Source organism: Parafrankia sp. EAN1pec, assembly GCF_000018005.1.
Taxonomy (GTDB): Bacteria; Actinomycetota; Actinomycetes; order Frankiales; family Frankiaceae; genus Parafrankia; species Parafrankia soli.
Map to the genome: position 1 here is coordinate 4333758 of NC_009921.1, position 16239 is coordinate 4349996.

Here is a 16239-nt window from a genome sequence, read left to right on the forward strand (position 1 = left end):
ACGGTAATACGGCGGCCATGATCTTCAGCGCGGGATCCTCGGTGAGAACCCGGCGAGTAGTTGTACCGATTGTGAGGAGCGACTGTCATGCGTGACGCGGTGATCGTGGAGGCCCTCCGCACGCCGACCGGCAAGCGCAATGGTTCCCTGTCGGGTGTGCATCCGACGGATCTTTCGGCGCACGTGCTGGCGAGCCTCGCCGAGCGGGCCGGCGTCGATCCGGCTCTGGTGGACGACGTGGTGTGGGGCTGTGTCGGCCAGGTGGGCGAGCAGACCTTCGACATCGCCCGCAACGCCGCGCTCGGTGCCGGCTGGCCGGAGACCGTCACCGGCGTGACCGTCGACCGCCAGTGCGGCTCGGGCCAGCAGGCGGTGCACTTCGCCGCCGCCGGGCTGATCGCGGGGCAGTACGACGTGGTCGTCGCCGGCGGCGTCGAGTCGATGTCCCGGGTGCCGATGGGCTCCTCCCTGATGGACAAGGTCCCCTTCGGCGAGCGGTACCTGGCCCGCTACAACGGCGCCTTCCCGGACCAGGGCATCGGCGCCGAGATGATCGCGGAGCGCTGGGGCCTGTCGCGGACCCAGCTCGACGAGTTCGCGCTGCTCTCCCACGAGCGGGCGGCGGCGGCGCAGGACGACGGCCGCTTCGACGAGCAGATCATCCCGGTCACCCTGACCGACGGCACCGTGGCCAGCAAGGACGAGGGCATCCGCCGCGGCGGCACGGTCGAGGGCCTCGCCGGGCTCCGGACGGCTTTCAAGCCGGACGGCGTGATCACAGCGGCGAACTCGTCCCAGATCTCCGACGGCTCGTCGGCACTGCTGATGACGACCAGTGAGAAGGCCGCCGAGCTGGGCCTGTGCCCGATCGCCCGGGTGCACACCGCCGTCCTCGCTGGCACCGACCCGGTGATCATGCTGACCGCGCCGATCCCCGCCACCCAGAAGGTGCTGGCGAAGTCCGGCCTGAAGCTCGACGACATCGGTGCCTTCGAGGTCAACGAGGCGTTCGCCTCCGTGCCCCTGGCCTGGCTGGCCGACATCGGCGCCGACCCGAAGGCCCTGAACCCGAACGGCGGCGCGATCGCCCTCGGCCACCCGCTCGGCGGCTCCGGCACCCGGCTCATGACCACCCTGATCTACCACATGCGCGACAACGGGATCCGCTACGGCCTGCAGACCATGTGCGAGGGCGGCGGCCAGGCGAACGCCACCATCCTCGAGCTGCTCTGACCTCGAGCTGCTCTGATCGACCCGTCGCGGCCGGGCCGGCGTCTGCCAGCCCGGCCGCGACAGCCCGGCCGCGACAGCTCGGACACCGGCAGCCAGGACACCTGGCAGCTTGGAAACCGACGGCGCGGACACCTGACAGCTCGGGCGCCCGGCGGCTGCGCCGGTGATCCAGTTGCGGCTCGTTGTCGCCGTGCCAGCATGAGCCGGTGAGCGAACCGTCCTCGCGGCCTCCCGGCGTTGAACTCCTGGAGGTTCACCGGCTCCGCCTGGTCGAGGCCGCCCCGCCCCGGATGTCGGCCGCGGACCGGCTGGCCATGGACCAGGTGTGGGCCGAGGCGGTTGAGGCCAACCCCAGCCTGTTCGACGGACCGGTGGTGGCGTGCGCCGGACTGGACTGGGACGGGCCGCACAGCCTGGTGCTCACCTGGGCAAGGACGACCTACCGTTTTCGCGCCCTGCGTCAGGTCCCGGGTGCGAGCTCGCGGCTGTCATCCCTGTTCGTCAGCGTCGTGCAGCCGACCGACGACGGGTGCCTGCTGATAGGGCGGATGGCGTCGTGGACGGCTGCTCCTGGTCGCTGGCAGCTGCCGGGTGGATCGGTCGAACCGCCCGATGACCTGGAGCCCCTCGACGTGGCCGCGCTGCGCCGGCATGCCGCTCGGGAACTGGTCGAGGAGACCGGCATCGACGTGCCCCTCCGTGCCCTGCCGCTGTGGCTGGTCCTACGCGGGGAGTGCGGCGACCTCGGTGTCCTGTTCCTCGCCCCGCGCAGACCGGCGTCCCCATTGCGCGAACGGTTCGACGCCCTCGTGTCCTCGGAGACAGCGCTGGGCCGCGATCCCGAACTGGACCGGATCGCCCTTGTCCGCTCCCGCGCCGATCTGGCGGCTCTCGGCGGGCCCTGGGCGGACTACCTGGAGCCGATCGTCCACCGGTACGCGGCACCGACGGCCATCGCCCCGCGGTCAGTCGCTCCTGGCCGCGAACGGCTGGGGGCGCATCGCGGCGGGGATGTCGGGTTCGGCGTCGAGGACGCGCAGGAGCAGGCCGAGTAGCTGCTCCTGCTCCGCGGGGGAGAGGACGCCGAACGACGCTGGCGGGACGGCCATGAGCTCCTGGGCCCGTGACACCACCAGCCGGCCCTCGTCGGTGACCGTGACCGTCTTGGCCCGCCGGTCGGTCGGGTGGGGCTCGCGCCGGGCCAGGCCACGGCGCTCCAGGGTGTCCACCACACTCGTCAGGTAGGACGGGTCGAAGCGGAACGCGCTGACCAGGTCGCGCATGGGCCGCGCCCCGGAGGACAGCACCAGCAGCATCTTGAGGGCGGCCGGGGTGAGCTCGACCTCCTGGCAGATCTGGTGCAGCCGGTTGTGCCCCTCGCCGCCCATGACCAGGGCCTGCATGGCGCGCCAAGCCTCTCCCGCGGCCGATTCGATCACTCCTTGACGGTACCTGGTCGGCGGCAGGCGGTAAAGCTTTAGTTGTTCCCACTATATATTTGACAGACCTCAACTATCGACGGATGCTGGGTCTCGACCAGGCCACCGGCGGAGCCGGTGACCGTCCGTCGGATCGCTCCGGGAGTCCATGTGTCCGATCAAGCGCACGAAGCGGGGGCGGAGCCCGTCGAAGCCCTCGCGCCGGTCGACGCCGCCGAGCCCGACGCCGCCGAGCCCGCTGCCACCGAGCCCGCTGCCACCGAGATCGCTGCCACCGAGATCAATGCCACTGAGGTCGATCCGGCGTTGCGCCGCCTCGCGCTCACGGTCACCCTCGGCGCGATCATGGCCATCCTCGACACGACGATCGTGGCCGTAGCCATCAACACCCTCGGGCGGGACTTCGACGCCTCGCTGTCGACGATCTCCTGGGTGTCCACCGGCTACCTGCTGGCACTCGCCGTCGTCATCCCGCTGACCGGCTGGTCGGTCGAGCGGTTCGGCGCGACCCGGATGTGGAACATCTCGCTGGTGCTGTTCCTGGCCGGCAGCGCGCTGTGCGGCGCCGCCTGGTCGGCCGGCAGTCTGATCGTCTTCCGGGTGCTCCAGGGCCTCGGCGGCGGAATGATCATGCCGATCTGCATGACCCTGCTGGCCAGCGCCGCCGGCCCGCAGCGAATCGGCCGCGTCATGAACATCGTCGGTGTGCCTGCGCTGGTCGCCCCGATCCTGGGCCCGGTCATCGGCGGTCTGCTCGTCGACAACCTCGACTGGCGCTGGATCTTCTTCGTCAACCTGCCGATCGGCGCGGTAGCACTGGTCGCGTCATGGCGGGTGCTGCCGCGCGACGACCGCGGGCAGTCGCACCACCGGCTCGACGTCCCCGGTCTGCTGCTGATCTCGCCCGGCCTCGCGGCGCTCGTCTACGGCCTGTCCGAAGCCGGTTCGGGGGACGGCTTCGGAGCACTGAGGGTCCAGATCAGCACCGCCGCCGGAGTGGTCGCGCTGGTGGCCTTCGTCGTGCACGCCCTGCGTCGCGAGGGCGCGCTGCTCGATCTCCGTCTGTTCGGCGACCGCACCTTCACCGTCGCCGGGGTCACCACGTTCATGGTCGGCGCCGGCCTGTTCGGCGGGATGTTCCTGCTGCCGCTGTACTTCCAGGTCGCCCGCGGGCAGAGCGCGCTTGCCGCCGGCCTGTCGCTCGTCCCGCAGGGGGTGGGCGCGATGATAGGCATGCCGATCGCCGGGCGGATCGCCGACCGCCGCGGAGCCGGCTACGTCGTACCGGTCGGGATGGCCGTCTGCCTGCTCGGCACGGTCGCCTTCACGCAGGTCGACGCGCACACCAACACGGTCGCGCTCGGGGCGCTGCTGTTCGTGCGCGGCCTGGGCTTCGGCGCCTCGATGATGCCGGCGATGAGCGCCGCCTACGTGACGCTCCGGCCCGCCGCTGTGCCGCGGGCCACCACGACGCTCAACATCCTGCAGCGGGTCGGTGGCTCCATAGCCACCGCCCTGCTCGCGGTGGAGCTACAGCACGGGATCACCAGCCGGCTCCCCGGCTCGGGCGGCGGCATGCTGAACGCATCCGAAGGAACGGACCTGCCCGCGACGGTCGCGGACAAGATCGCTCATGCCTTCGGCGCCACGTTCTGGTGGGTCGTCGGCCTGACCGTGCTCGGTCTCGTGTCCAGCATTTTCCTGCCCCGCCATGCCCCGAAGCCCACCGCCGCCCCCGACGGGCATGCCGGGGATGGGGAGGACGAGCCGGCCGCGGAGGGAGAGCACGTCCCGGTCGGCACTCCGGCACCTGATCCAGCCGTGTGACGGTGGCGGCAACTCGGCCGTGAAAGCGTCAGTGGCTCTCGGTGAAGACATGCCGGGTGTGGGCGAAGGTGCCCTTGCCGAAGGCGAGTACCTTCCTTGGCCGGACCGCGAAGACGAGTGCCAGGCCGCCGTCCTCGTGGTGGAAGCTGTCCTCGGCCACCGCGAACGTCCAGCGGCCGTCCCACTTGGTCCGCCAGGCGGCGGCGAGCCGTTCCAGCTCGGTCTTCCGGGGACGGCGTCGGTGCTGTCCGCGGGCGACCAGGAATCGGACGCCGGCACGGTGCGGCATCGTCGGCAGCCTCCACATCCCCCGCCTCGCCCGTTGTCGGCCGGTAGGCGCGGTGGCGGCCGGTGTCTGGACGGCCCACCTGAAGGACGGCCGTCGTCAAGGACGGGCCCGCTCAGGATGGCGATCAATCGGAGTCGGGGCGGATCGGTATGCTCGCCCGACTATGCCCGAAGGTCACACTGTGCACAGGTTGGCCGCCGTCCACCAGCGGATGTTCCGTGGCCGGCCGGTGACCGTGTCGAGCCCGCAAGGCCGGTTCGTCGACGGCGCGCGCATGCTGGACGGGCAGGTGCTGGCCGAGGCTGAGGCGCACGGCAAGCACCTGCTGCTGGAGTTCGGCGACGAACAGATCCTCCACATCCACCTGGGTATCTATGGCACCTACGCACTCGGTCCCGGCCCGGCGCCCGTGCCGACGGGAGCCGTCCGGCTGCGGCTCACGGCCGACACCGGGTACGCCGACCTGCGCGGTCCCAATGCCTGCGAGCTGCTGGCACCCGGCGAGGTGAAGGTGCTGCGTGACCGGCTGGGCCCCGATCCGCTGCGTGCCGACGCCGATCCGGCGCTGGCCTGGCGCCGGATCGAGCGCAGCCGCACCCCGATCGCCGTGCTCCTGCTGGACCAGAAGGTCGTCGCCGGGCCGGGGAACATCTACCGGGCCGAGGTGCTGTTCCGCGCCGGGATCCACCCGCTGCTGCCGGGCCGGGAGCTGGCCCGCGACCAGTGGGCGGCGATCTGGGCCGACCTGGTCACGCTGATGGCAGACGGGGTGCGGACGGGCCGGATCGACACCGTGCGCCCCGCGCACACCCCGGAGGCGATGGGCCGCCCGCCGCGCGTCGACGATCACGGGGGAGAGGTCTACGTGTACCGCAGGACGGGCCAGCCCTGCCTGATCTGCGCCGCCGAGGTGCGCACGGTGCAGCTGGCCGGCCGCAACCTGTTCTGGTGCCCCGCCTGCCAGCCACCCGTTCCGGGCTGAGCGTCGATTCGGGCCTCAGGCGACGATCCAGCCGGGGAACCACATGCGGTCGCGCCAGGAGCTCAGCGGAATCGTCTGGGCGGCGAGGATCGGGTAGAAGTAGGCGAACATCAGCACGACGGCGGCCAGGTAGAGCCCGAACGACAACGCCCCGATCATGCGGCGGGTGTCCGACGCGTCGCGGGGGCCGAGCGCGAGGCCGGCGGACGCGGTGATCCCGAGGATCAGGAACGGCAGCGACGGCAGGGCGTAGAAGAAGAACATCGTCCGGTTGGGGAACGCCAGCCACGGCAGGAACGACGAGCCGAAGCCGACGAGTACCAGGGCGGCCCGCCAGTCGCGCCGGCTGACCCACAGCGCGAGCATCGCGACCAGCGCGGCTGTGCCGACCCACCAGACCGCCGGATTGCCCAGGGCCAGCACCTCGCGGGAGCAGCCGGCGGCGGCGTGGCAACCCCGCTCGCCGAGCTTCGGGCTGTCGTAGGCGTAGACCACCGGCCTGGCGAGCACCAGCCAGCTCAGCGGCGTGGACTGCGCCACGTGCGGCGCGCTCAGGTGCTCGTGGAAGTCGAGGATGTCCTGCTGGTAGTCCCACCAGCCGTGCCAGGCGGCGAAGAACCCGTCGCCGTACCTGTGCCGGTTGTAACCGCCGTCGGTGACGAACCAGCCCGTCCAGGTGGCCAGGAACGTCACGATCGGCAGCAGGATGTAACAGCCGGACCAGGCCGGCAGGTCGCGGCGCAGCGCCCCGCGCACCGGCCGCCGCGCGCCCGCGGTGCGCCGGGCACCGACATCCCAGGCCAGGGCCAGCGCGGCGAGACCGACCAGCGTGTAGAGCGCGCTCCACTTCACGCCCATCGACGCCCCGAGGCACAGCCCGGCGGCGATCCGCCAGGGCCGCAGCCCGGCGCGCGGCCCGTAGCGGACGAAGCGTTCGGTCGCCTTGGACGGCGCGCCACCGGACGGCGGGCCCGCGGCGACGCGCGCGGCGAGCGCGGCCCGGCCGTGATCGCGGTCGAGTACCAGGCAGGCCAGCGCGAGCACGAGCCCTGTCATCAGGAAGATGTCGAGGATGCCGATCCGGCTCTGGACGAACTCCAGCCCGTCCAGGGTCAGCAGCAGGCCCGCGAAGCAGCCGAGCACGGTGGACCGGAACATCCGCCGTGCGGTGCGGGTGAGCACCAGCACCGCCAGCGTGCCGAACAGCGCCGAGGCGAACCGCCATCCGAGCTCTGGGCTGCCGTGCGCGACGCCGGCGCAGTCGGTGTAGCCGAAGATCTTCTCGGAGGCGGCCATGAACCACTTGCCCAGGGGCGGATGCACCACGAAGGCGGGGCCGGTGCAGGTCTCGCTGTTCACCTCGTAGCCCGAGGTCATCAGGCCCCAGGCGTCCTTGGTGTAGTAGACCTCGTCGAATTTCATGCCCCGCGGCTCGGTGAGCTGCCAGAACCGCAGGATGCCCGCGACGGCGGTGACCGCGAGCGCGGCCACCCAGCCGATCACCCGGTCACCGGGCATCGGCGGGCACAGCCGCATCCGCAGCGCGTCGGCCGCGGACCCGGGCGGGCGCCGCCGGTCGGAACCGGCCTGGTCGGTTCCGGAGCGGGAGAAATCAGCTGTTGTTGCTGCCGTCACATGGCCAGGCTAGGGACTGCGCCGACGAGACGGACAACTGGTGGCACTCGGGTCCGCGCCGCACACGGGGATCGCTGGTCTCCGCGTCGAGGAGGCCCCTCCGCGTCGTGCGCGGCCCGGGATGTGTCCTCGCGGCGGAGGCGTCCGGACTGGTCTAATGACACCAGAAGGGGCGTGGATGACCAGCTTGCAGATGAGGGCCGTCGCCGCGATTCTGCGGCTGACCAGAAAGCCGGGGACGGCCACCGTCGAACGGGCCCACCGGCGGATCGCGGCGCGGAAGCGGCCGACGGCGCCGCCGGCGGCCCTGCGCCGGCGGCACTCGGTGAGCAGCCGGCAGGTCGAGGGGTTCCCCTGCCACACCGTCGCCCCGAAGGGCCGGCCCGCCACGCGGGGGGCGGTCTACATCCACGGCGGCTCCTACATCAACGGCATGGCGCCACAGCACTGGACGCTGGTCTCCCGGCTCGCCGACGCCGGGGTGCGGGTGGACGTCCCCGACTACGGCCTCGCGCCGCAACACACCTACCGCGAGGCGTATCCGTTCCTCACCACGGTCTACCGGCGGCTGCTCGACGAGATGGACCCGGCCACGGTCACCATCGCCGGGGACTCCGCCGGCGCCGGGTTGACGCTGGGGTTCGCGCAGACCCTGGAAGACCACGGGCTGCCGCAGCCACGTGGCCTGGTACTCATCTCCCCGTGGCTGGACCTCACCCTGGCCGACCCGGCGGTCGCGGCGGCGGAGGCCCGCGACCCCTGGCTGACCCGCATCGGCCTGGTGGAGGCCGGTCGCGCCTGGGCCGACGGCGACGACCCGGCCGCACCGCGGCTCAGCCCGATGAACGGGCGGCTCACCGGCATCGCCCCGACGCAGGTGTACGTCGGCACCCGCGACCTGCTCTACCCCGACGTCCTGCGTTTCCAGAAGCGGGCCGCCGCCGAGGGCCTCCAGGTGGAGCTAACGGTCCGCGACGGGGCCGTGCACGTCTACCCGCTCATCCCGGTGCCGGAGGGCCGCGCGGCGTCCCGCGTGATCGTGCGGGACGTCGCCAGCTGACCGTGGCGGCACCGCCGACCCCGCGGCCAGACCGGGATGGGACGATTCCCACCATGCCCTCGAGAGCGGTGCCGCCGAGCCGGCGGGTGCTGCTGGCCTTCGCGGCGACCGCGGTCGGTGGGGGCCTCGCCGGATGCTCGGCTGGCTCCGCCGCGCCCGTGTCACCCGTCCCACCCGCGTCGTCCCCGTCACCGGCACCGGCTCCGGCGGCGACCACTCCGGTGGCGGGGGCGGGAACGCCGGCCGCTTCGGCGGTCACGGCCGGCCCCGTGGAGGTCTCACGGGTGACCTTCGCGAGCGCGGCCAGGGGCCGGCAGGTCGGCATGGTGGTGATCGCGCCGGGCGGGTCCCGGGACGGGCTGCCGGCCTGCCTCGTCCTGCACGGCCGGGGGGATGACGCCGAGCGGTCGGTCAGCCTGCTGAACCTCGACCGGCATCTCACCGCGGCCCTGGCGGTGGGCGTGGCGCCGTTCGCCCTCGTCGCCGTCGACGGCGGCGAGACCTACTGGCATCGCCGCGCCTCGGGTGACGACCCCGAAAAAATGATCATTGACGAGGTGCTGCCCCGGTTCGCCGGGCTGGGCCTGCGGGCTACCCGGCTGGCGGCGACGGGATGGTCGATGGGAGGGTACGGCGCGCTGCTACTGGCCCGTCGCCATCCCGGACTGGTCGTGGCGGTTGCGGCGAGCAGCCCGGCTATGTGGCCGTCCCACGGGGCGAGCGCCCCCGGCGCCTTCGACTCCAGGGCCGACTTCGCGGCCCACCCGGTCCTCGGGACGCCACCCGTGCCGGGCGTGTCGTACCGAATCGACTGCGGCGCCGCCGACCCGTTCTTCGCCGTGTCCCGCCAGGCCGCCCGCGACCTGGCGGCGAGCGAACAGAACTTCGGCCCGGGCGGTCACACCCCCGAATACTGGCGTTCCGTCGCGCCGGCGCAGCTCGCCTTCCTCAGCGGCGCGCTGAGCCGCGCGGCCTGACGGACGCGCGGCCGGCGGCCGGCCTCGCCCCACGATCGGGCGGGACGAGACCGGTGACGTGATCGATCAGGGAGCGTCGGCGTAGCGCAGGTAGGGCTTGGTCTCCTCGACGTTCTGGAACCGCTTCTTGGCGTCCTCGGTCGAGACCGAGATCGCGACGATCACGCGGTCGCCGGGCTTCCAGTCGGCCGGGGTCGCGATGGGGTTCGCGTCCGTGGCCTGGAGCGCGTCGATGACGCGGATGATCTCGTCGAAGTTGCGGCCCACCGACTTCGGGTAGGTGAGGGAGAGCCGCACCTTGTTGGCGGGGTCGATGATGAACACCGAACGCACGGTGGAGGTGTCGCCCTCACCCGGGTGGATCATGTCGTACAGCTCGGCGATGCGGTGGTCGGGGTCGGCCACGATCGGGAAGTTGAGCGCGCTGCCGGCGACCTCGGCGATGTCCGGCGCCCAGGCGTTGTGCTGGTCGACCGGGTCGACGGACAGCGCGAGAGCCTTGGTGTTCCGCTTCTGGAACTCGCTCTGCAGCGCGGCGGTGCGGCCCAGCTCGGTGGTGCACACGGGGGTGAAGTCGGCCGGGTGGCTGAAGAAGACCGCCCACGAGTCCTTCTTCCACTCGAGGAAGGTGATCTCGCCGTCGGTGGTCGTGGCGGTGAAGTCGGGAGCGGTGTCGCCCAGGCGGAGACCCACGGGCCGTCCTTTCGTCGTAGCGTCGGGTGGTTGTTCAGGCCAGGCCAAGGCTACGGTCGATCGGCCGCGACCGTACGTGCGAGACCTCATGTGGCCGCCGGACGAGCCTTTTTCTTCCCGTGCCGGGGGAGCGTCGGTGGCTACTGAGCCGAGGTGGCGCTCGGTGGCATCGGGACTTCGGCTGTGGCCGGTGCCGGGCCCTGCGGCGCGGCCGGCGCGTCTGTGTCGAGCGCCCTGATCTCCGACTTGAAGATCCGCAGGGACCGGCCGAGGGACCGGGCGGCGTCGGGAAGCCTCTTGGAACCGAAGAGGACCAGGACGACCACTGCGATGATGAGCAGCTCGGGAGTACCGATGTCAGCCATGGAACCATCCTCTTCGGGACGAGTGCGTGTCCGCCTTGCCGGGCCAGATCGGATGCTACGTGCTCCGGACCCGGGCCTGCTCTCAGCGCGAGGCGGCCGCCGGGGCGCCGGCGGCCACGCCGTCCCGGCCACCGATTCCCGGACTGACGGTCATCGAGCTCCCGCGCGCCGCAGACTGCCTCGTCGCGGTCCAACAGGGCCGGGCGGACGCCGCGGCGACCGATGACGTCGTTCTGGCCGGCATGGCCGATCAGGACGAGTACCTCGAGGTGGCCCCGTCGGCCTTCGACAGGGTGTTCGGGACCGACTCCGCGACCCTGGACGAGCCCTACGGGGTAGCCCTGTGGCGCAGCACGAACCAGACGCCGCCGGCGAGGACGATGATGACGAGGCAGCTCGCGATGAAGCCGCCGTGGCCCCCGAAGCCCGGGTACGGACGTTCTGGCCGTAGAAACCGGTGACCGCGGTCGGGACGGCGATGATCGCGGCCCAGGCGGCCAGTTTCTTGGTGATCTCGTTGAGCTGGGCGCTCTGCTCGTTGAGCTGTGTCTCGACAATGCTGTTGATGCGGTCGCGGCCGGCATCGATGGTTTCGGCTGCCCGCAGGGAATGGTCGGCCACATCGTGGAAGTACGGGGCCAGGGTCTCGTCCACCAGCTGGCTGTCGCTGCGCACCAGCCGGGCGACGACGTCCTGCATCGGGGCGACGACGCGGCGCAGGCGCGCCAGCCGCACGCTCAGTTCGTAGCCCCGGCGGCGGACGTCGCTGCCGGGGCGCGGCTGGAACAGACAGTCCTGCAGATCCTCGATCGCGTCGTCGAGCTGCTGGACGGCCAGGTAGTGGCCGTCGACCACCGCGTCGAGCAGCCCGTGGGCGAGCACCGCGACCTGGTTGCCGCCGGAGACGAGGCCCGCGTTCAGGTCCCAGTTGGTGATCAGCGCGTCGACGTCGAACTCGTCCTTGTCCGCCACCGACCCGGCGCGGTAGAGCCGGGTCCGGGTGGGGCACTGCGGCGGGGGCGGTTCCGTCACAGCGCGAGCATGCCAGCTGCGTCGGCCCGCCATCCGCCGCGCTGATCGGGGGCGTCCGTGGTTGTTAGATCGGTGTCGCTGGGAAAGGGTGTGGTTATGCCGAAGCAGGTCTCCGCGCAGCACCCGACGCCGCGCCGGTCACCGGCCCGCAGTGTCGCCGACCCGGGCGCGCTCGCGCGTGCCTTCCGGCGTCATGCCGCCGGCGTGACGATCGTGACGATGGCGGGACCATGCGGTCCGGTGGGGTTCACAGCGACGTCTGTCGCCTCACTGTCCGAGCGTCCACCGCTGGTGTCGCTGGCGTTGTCCGTGCGGTCGTCCATCGCGCCCGTGCTCGAGGCCAGCGAGACGCTCATGGTCCACATGCTGTCGGAGGGGCAGAATGAGCTGGCGGCCCGGTTCGCGCAGCCGGGCGCCGACCGGTTCGGCCCGCCGACGCGGTGGCGGGCGCTCCCCGGCGGCGAGCCGCTGCTGCTCGACGCCGCGGTCTGGCTGCTGTGCCGCATCCGGCGCCGCACCGTCGAGGGCGACCATCATCTCGTCGTCGCCGAGGTGCTCGACAGCCAGACCGGCCGGGCCGAGGCCCCGCTGGTCTACCACGACGGCGCCTACGGCACCGTCCAGACGGCGTCGGCGGGTGGCGCGGGCCCTCGACCGGGTGCCGGAGAGCCGGATGGGACGATCGGCGACGGCGATCTGAGTATCCGCGGCGCGCGCTGAGGAGCGTGCGCTCCGCGCGGCTGACCGATCGACCGCCTCCCGGGCGGCCTCCGCGTCGAGGCACGCCGTCGACCAACTCGTGCCGTGGTGCCGAGCGGAACCAAGGAGACACCGTCATGCGGACCCGCCCGTTGGGCAGTGCCGGACCAGCCGTCTCGATCGTCGGGCTGGGCTGCAACAACTTCGGGGCCCGGCTCGGTGCCGCCGAGAGCGCGGCCGTCGTCCACGCGGCCCTCGATCTCGGGATCACCCATTTCGACACGGCCGAGATGTACGGCGCCGGCGCGTCGGAGGAGTTCCTCGGCGCCGCGCTCGGCTCCCGCCGCGACGCCGCGGTCATCGCGACCAAGGTGCTCCCGCGCCCGCAGGGCGAGGCGTACACGCCCGGCGCGTTGCGGCGGCGGATCCTGGAGGGGTGCGAAGGCAGCCTGCGCCGCCTCGGCACCGACCGCATCGACGTCTACTACCAGCACTTTCCCGACGCCGAGGCGTCGCTGAGCGAGGCGATGGAGACCTTCGAGGAGCTGGTGCGCTCGGGCAAGGTACTCAGCATCGCCTGCTCGAACGTCAGCGCCGAGCAGATCGAGGCGCGGTCGGCGTTCGCCACCGAGCGGAACGTCGCTCCGTTCGTCGCCGCCCAGATCGAGTGGAGCCTGCTCCGGCGGGCCGTCGAGGCGGAGATCGTCCCGGCGGCGCTCAAGGCGGACATGGGGATCGTGCCCTACTTCCCGCTCGCCTCCGGGATGCTCAGCGGGAAGTACCGGGCCGGTGAGCCGTTCCCGGCCGGCAGCCGGCTGGCCTCCAGCTCCTACTTCGCCGCGATGGCGACCGAGGAGAACTTCGCCCACCTCGACGCCCTCATCGCGTTCGCCACCGACCGCGGCCACTCCGTGCTGGAGCTGGCGATCGCCTGGCTCGCCGCCCAGGACGGCGTGGCGTCGGTGATCGCCGGTGCGACCAGCCCCGAGCAGGTGTCGGCGAACGCCGCCGCCGCCGGGTGGTCGCTGACGGAGGACGACCTGGCCGCGCTGCCCCAGCCCGCCGCGGGCTGAACAAGCCGGCGCCCGCCTGACCGGCACGTGCTCGACCGGCGTGCCCGTTGCCGGCCTGAGTGCGCGCCGGTCCGATCCACTCGGTATGTCACCTACCGTGCACAGGTGGGAGGATTCGGTCGCCCGGTGGCCAGGATGCCGGTTCGCGAACGAGTGGAGGGCCCTCGGATGAACGTGGGAGACCGGGTCGGTGACCTGTCCGGTGTTGACGAGACCGGCGCCGAACTGCGGCTGTCGGACCTGCTGGCGAAGGGGCCGCTGGTCGTGTTCTTCTACCCGGCGGCGATGACCCCGGGTTGTACCAGGGAGAGCTGCCACTTCCGCGACCTGGCGAGCGAGTTCGCGGCGATCGGCGCCGGCATCGTCGGCGTCAGCGCGGACGACACCGCCAAGCAGGCCGAGTTCAGCGCCAAGCACTCCCTCGGCTTCCCGCTCCTCGCCGACACCAGCCGGACGATCGCGGACGCGTTCGGGGTCCGCCGTAAGTTCGGCCCCAACAAGCGGGCCACGTTCGTCCTCGACCGGGACGGAACGGTCGTCGCCCGGATCGACTCGGAGTTCGCGATGAACCGGCACGCGGACAAGGCGCTCGACGCGCTGCGCGCACTTGGCTGAGGCCTGACGTCAGGGCCGGGTCTGAGGCCTGAGGCCACGCCCGCGGACCGCCGCACCACCCGGTGAGCGGTCAGCCCGACCCCGCTCCGTCGTGCCGAGACCTGCCTCACGCCGGACGCGACACGCCTCTCAATCTGAACCGACCGGTTTCGTCGTCGATACCGTGATGGAAATTCGGTCCTGCCTACGGGCTGGAGGCATCTCGATCTCCGTCACCGTGGGCATCAGAATGAGGGCGGAGAGTGGAGAAATGCGGGCACTTGTGACGGACGGGTCGGCGGCCGGCGGGCTGCGGCTTGGGGAGGTGCCCGATCCGGTACCCGGGCCCGACCAGGTGCTGATCAGAACGGCGGCGATCTCGCTGGTCGACCGCGACACGGGCTATGCCGCGGCGATGCTCGGCGACGGCGGAGTCTGGGGGTTCGACGCGGCGGGTGTGGTCGTCGAGGCCGCAGCTGACGGGAGTGGCCCGCCGGTGGGGTCGACGGTGCTCACCCTGCTGCCGGCGCCCGGGGCCTGGGCGGAGCTCGTCACCGCCAGCACCGGTGACGTTGCCATGCTGCCGCCGGGTGTGGATCCGGGCGTGCTGACTGGGCTCGCGCTGCCGGCGGTCTCCGCGGTGCAGGCCCTCGGTGAGGTCGAGGGGCTCGCCGGCAGCCGCGTCCTCGTCACCGGCGCCGGTGCCGGCGTGGGCTGGTTCGCCGTTCAGTTGGCCGCGCTGCGCGGGGCCGAGGTCGTCGCCGTGGCGCGCGATCCCGCGGACGCCGACGACCTGCGGGCGGCCGGCGCCCACGAGGTCCGCACCGAGCTGCCGGCGACGGATCCGGGTGACCCGGTCGGGGGCGATCCGGCCACGGCTGAGCCAGCCGCGTCGTTGCGGCCGGTGGACGTGGTGGTCGACGTGGTGGGCGGGTCGACGATGACCCGGGCGGTCGACCTGCTGGCGGAGGGCGGCACCGCCCTCGCGGTCGGCGCGATCTCCGGGGAGCGGATGGTCTTCCCGCCGGCGGCCTTCGCGAGCCCGCTGCGCCGACGTGTCCGCGGGTTCTGGGGCAGCTGGCCGGTCGGCGGCGACCTGGCCACGGTCGTCGAGCTGGTCGCCGCCGGGCGGCTGTGCCCACGGCCGGGCTGGCGCGGTGGCTGGGGTGAGGTCACGGGTCTGCTCGAGAGCTTCGCCGCCGGCCGGACCCGGCGCCGCCGGGCCGTGCTCGACGTCGTCTGAGAACCCGCACCCCCTATCGTCACCGGGGCCGCGGCCGTCCCGTGCCGCGTCCCAGACGAAGGGCAGAGGCTGTGACCAGGCCGATCGACGCCACCGCCGACGAGATCTTCCACCCCGCGGGTGAGGACCCCTACTGGAAGGAAAGTGCCTGGTTCGGCTTCGCTATCCCCGAGCGGGGCATGAACGGCTTCGTCTACTACTTTCACGACGTCCGGACCGGCGTCTCCGGTGGCGGGCCCGCGCTGTGGGATGCCAGTGGCGAGGAGACCTACGACTGCCGCTTCTACGACTGGCGCTGGACCCAGCCGGCCACCGGCCCGCTCGACTTCCGTGACTTCCGGCTGCCGAACAGCCTCCGCCAGGAGGTGCTCGAGCCGTTACGGAGCTACCGGCTGTCCTACGCCGAGCTCGGCCTGGAGCTCGACCTCGAGTGGACGGCGCTGATGGCGCCGCACGAGATCCGCTACAGCGACCTGGAGACGATGACCGGGGCCCGGCACTTCGACCAGCCCGGGCGCGCCACCGGGTGGCTGGTGCTGGACGGCGAGCGGATCGAGATCGACTGCTACTCGCTGCGCGACCGTACATGGGGCCCGCACCGCCCGGGCGCGTCGCGATCCGGGGACTACCTCTGGGCCATCGCCGCACCGGACTCGCACTGGCACGCGATCTCCATCGCCGACGACGAGCCCGGCGTGGATCTGGTGATGAACGGTTATCTCGTCCGCAACGGTGAGCTGGGCGAGCTCGTCCGCGGTGAGCGGCGGGTGCTGGAACGGCGTCGCGGCGCACCGACGAGGGTCGTGCTCGACGCCGAGGACGACCGCGGGCGGTCGCTGCACGCCGAGGGCGAGGTGGTGACCGCCCTGCGCTGGTTCGGCTGGCCCGGCAGGCTGGCGTTCTGGACGTTGACCGACTGGCGCTGGGACGGCCAGCAGGGCTGGGGCGAGAACCAGGAGTTCTTCCCGCGGGAGCAGGTCCGGTCGCTGCTCCGCCCCTGAGAGGCGGTGACGCCAGGCCCGGTCAGGTCAACGAGTGCGCAATGGATCGGCTATCGGTGGCGCGGCGCGGTGCGTGGTCACCCGACAGCGCGCCACG

The 16239-nt window shown here is 72.2% G+C and carries 17 protein-coding genes and 1 pseudogene; 12 read left to right on the forward strand and 6 right to left on the reverse strand.

Annotation, left to right across the window (positions count from 1 at the left end):
• Positions 1–87: 87 nt before the first annotated feature.
• Complete coding sequence (locus tag FRANEAN1_RS17695) at positions 88–1233, forward strand: thiolase family protein (RefSeq protein WP_020461191.1); 1146 nt, start codon at positions 88–90, stop codon at positions 1231–1233.
• Between the two features lie 206 nt (positions 1234–1439).
• Positions 1440–2288, forward strand: coding sequence for an NUDIX hydrolase (locus FRANEAN1_RS17700; RefSeq protein ID WP_020461192.1), 849 nt, complete (start codon positions 1440–1442; stop codon positions 2286–2288).
• Here FRANEAN1_RS17700 and FRANEAN1_RS17705 read toward each other — a convergent pair.
• Positions 2199–2672 (reverse strand): MarR family transcriptional regulator, encoded by a 474-nt coding sequence (locus tag FRANEAN1_RS17705; RefSeq protein ID WP_020461193.1) that lies wholly within the window; start codon positions 2670–2672, stop codon positions 2199–2201. The genes FRANEAN1_RS17700 and FRANEAN1_RS17705 overlap by 90 nt on opposite strands.
• A gap of 150 nt (positions 2673–2822) precedes the next feature.
• On the opposite strand from FRANEAN1_RS17705, the gene FRANEAN1_RS17710 reads away from it, so the two are divergent.
• Entirely contained in the window at positions 2823–4499 is a 1677-nt protein-coding gene (locus FRANEAN1_RS17710; RefSeq protein ID WP_020461194.1) for a DHA2 family efflux MFS transporter permease subunit, read from the forward strand.
• 28 nt (positions 4500–4527) lie between these two features.
• On the opposite strand, the gene FRANEAN1_RS17715 is transcribed toward FRANEAN1_RS17710, so the two are convergent.
• The gene (locus FRANEAN1_RS17715) at positions 4528–4788 is read right to left on the reverse strand and encodes a hypothetical protein (RefSeq protein WP_049795696.1); all 261 of its coding nucleotides are present in this window, start codon (positions 4786–4788) and stop codon (positions 4528–4530) included.
• A gap of 163 nt (positions 4789–4951) precedes the next feature.
• Here FRANEAN1_RS17715 and FRANEAN1_RS17720 point away from each other — a divergent pair, with 163 nt between their 5' ends.
• Complete coding sequence (locus FRANEAN1_RS17720) at positions 4952–5770, forward strand: DNA-formamidopyrimidine glycosylase family protein (protein WP_020461196.1); 819 nt, start codon at positions 4952–4954, stop codon at positions 5768–5770.
• A 15-nt stretch (positions 5771–5785) separates the two neighbouring features.
• Here FRANEAN1_RS17720 and FRANEAN1_RS17725 read toward each other — a convergent pair whose 3' ends face one another.
• A complete protein-coding gene (locus FRANEAN1_RS17725; RefSeq protein WP_020461197.1) occupies positions 5786–7405 on the reverse strand; it encodes a phospholipid carrier-dependent glycosyltransferase in 1620 nt (539 codons plus the stop codon).
• Positions 7406–7583: 178 nt separating this feature from the next.
• Between FRANEAN1_RS17725 and FRANEAN1_RS17730 the strand changes: the two genes are divergently transcribed.
• Positions 7584–8465, forward strand: coding sequence for an alpha/beta hydrolase fold domain-containing protein (locus FRANEAN1_RS17730; protein ID WP_020461198.1), 882 nt, complete (start codon positions 7584–7586; stop codon positions 8463–8465).
• 53 nt (positions 8466–8518) lie between these two features.
• Entirely contained in the window at positions 8519–9442 is a 924-nt protein-coding gene (locus tag FRANEAN1_RS17735; protein ID WP_020461199.1) for an alpha/beta hydrolase-fold protein, read from the forward strand.
• Positions 9443–9508: 66 nt separating this feature from the next.
• Here the strand turns inward: FRANEAN1_RS17735 and FRANEAN1_RS17740 are convergent, their stop codons facing one another.
• Together FRANEAN1_RS17740 and tatA are read right to left on the reverse strand one after the other, a co-directional pair.
• Positions 9509–10135, reverse strand: a complete 627-nt coding sequence (locus FRANEAN1_RS17740; protein WP_020461200.1) for a peroxiredoxin — start codon at positions 10133–10135, stop codon at positions 9509–9511.
• A 140-nt stretch (positions 10136–10275) separates the two neighbouring features.
• Positions 10276–10500, reverse strand: coding sequence for a Sec-independent protein translocase subunit TatA (tatA, locus tag FRANEAN1_RS17745; RefSeq protein ID WP_020461201.1), 225 nt, complete (start codon positions 10498–10500; stop codon positions 10276–10278).
• A gap of 59 nt (positions 10501–10559) precedes the next feature.
• On the opposite strand from tatA, the gene FRANEAN1_RS43585 reads away from it, so the two are divergent.
• Entirely contained in the window at positions 10560–10961 is a 402-nt protein-coding gene (locus FRANEAN1_RS43585; RefSeq protein WP_347177240.1) for a transporter substrate-binding domain-containing protein, read from the forward strand.
• Between the two features lie 31 nt (positions 10962–10992).
• Here FRANEAN1_RS43585 and FRANEAN1_RS43590 read toward each other — a convergent pair.
• A pseudogene (locus FRANEAN1_RS43590) lies at positions 10993–11565 on the reverse strand (CorA family divalent cation transporter); the annotation flags it as partial.
• A gap of 63 nt (positions 11566–11628) precedes the next feature.
• On the opposite strand from FRANEAN1_RS43590, the gene FRANEAN1_RS17760 reads away from it, so the two are divergent.
• The 5 genes from FRANEAN1_RS17760 (at position 11629) to FRANEAN1_RS17780 (ending at position 16142) form a co-directional block, all read left to right on the forward strand.
• Positions 11629–12252: a flavin reductase family protein gene (locus FRANEAN1_RS17760; RefSeq protein ID WP_020461203.1), complete on the forward strand. Its 624-nt coding sequence runs from the start codon at positions 11629–11631 to the stop codon at positions 12250–12252.
• A gap of 116 nt (positions 12253–12368) precedes the next feature.
• On the forward strand, positions 12369–13304 hold the full coding sequence (locus FRANEAN1_RS17765; RefSeq protein WP_020461204.1) for an aldo/keto reductase: 936 nt from the start codon (positions 12369–12371) through the stop codon (positions 13302–13304).
• Positions 13305–13472: 168 nt separating this feature from the next.
• A complete protein-coding gene (locus FRANEAN1_RS17770; protein WP_020461205.1) occupies positions 13473–13919 on the forward strand; it encodes a peroxiredoxin in 447 nt (148 codons plus the stop codon).
• Positions 13920–14169: 250 nt separating this feature from the next.
• Positions 14170–15141, forward strand: a complete 972-nt coding sequence (locus FRANEAN1_RS17775) for a zinc-binding dehydrogenase (RefSeq protein WP_020461206.1) — start codon at positions 14170–14172, stop codon at positions 15139–15141.
• Positions 15142–15212: 71 nt separating this feature from the next.
• On the forward strand, positions 15213–16142 hold the full coding sequence (locus FRANEAN1_RS17780) for a hypothetical protein (protein WP_020461207.1): 930 nt from the start codon (positions 15213–15215) through the stop codon (positions 16140–16142).
• Positions 16143–16239 lie beyond the last annotated feature (97 nt).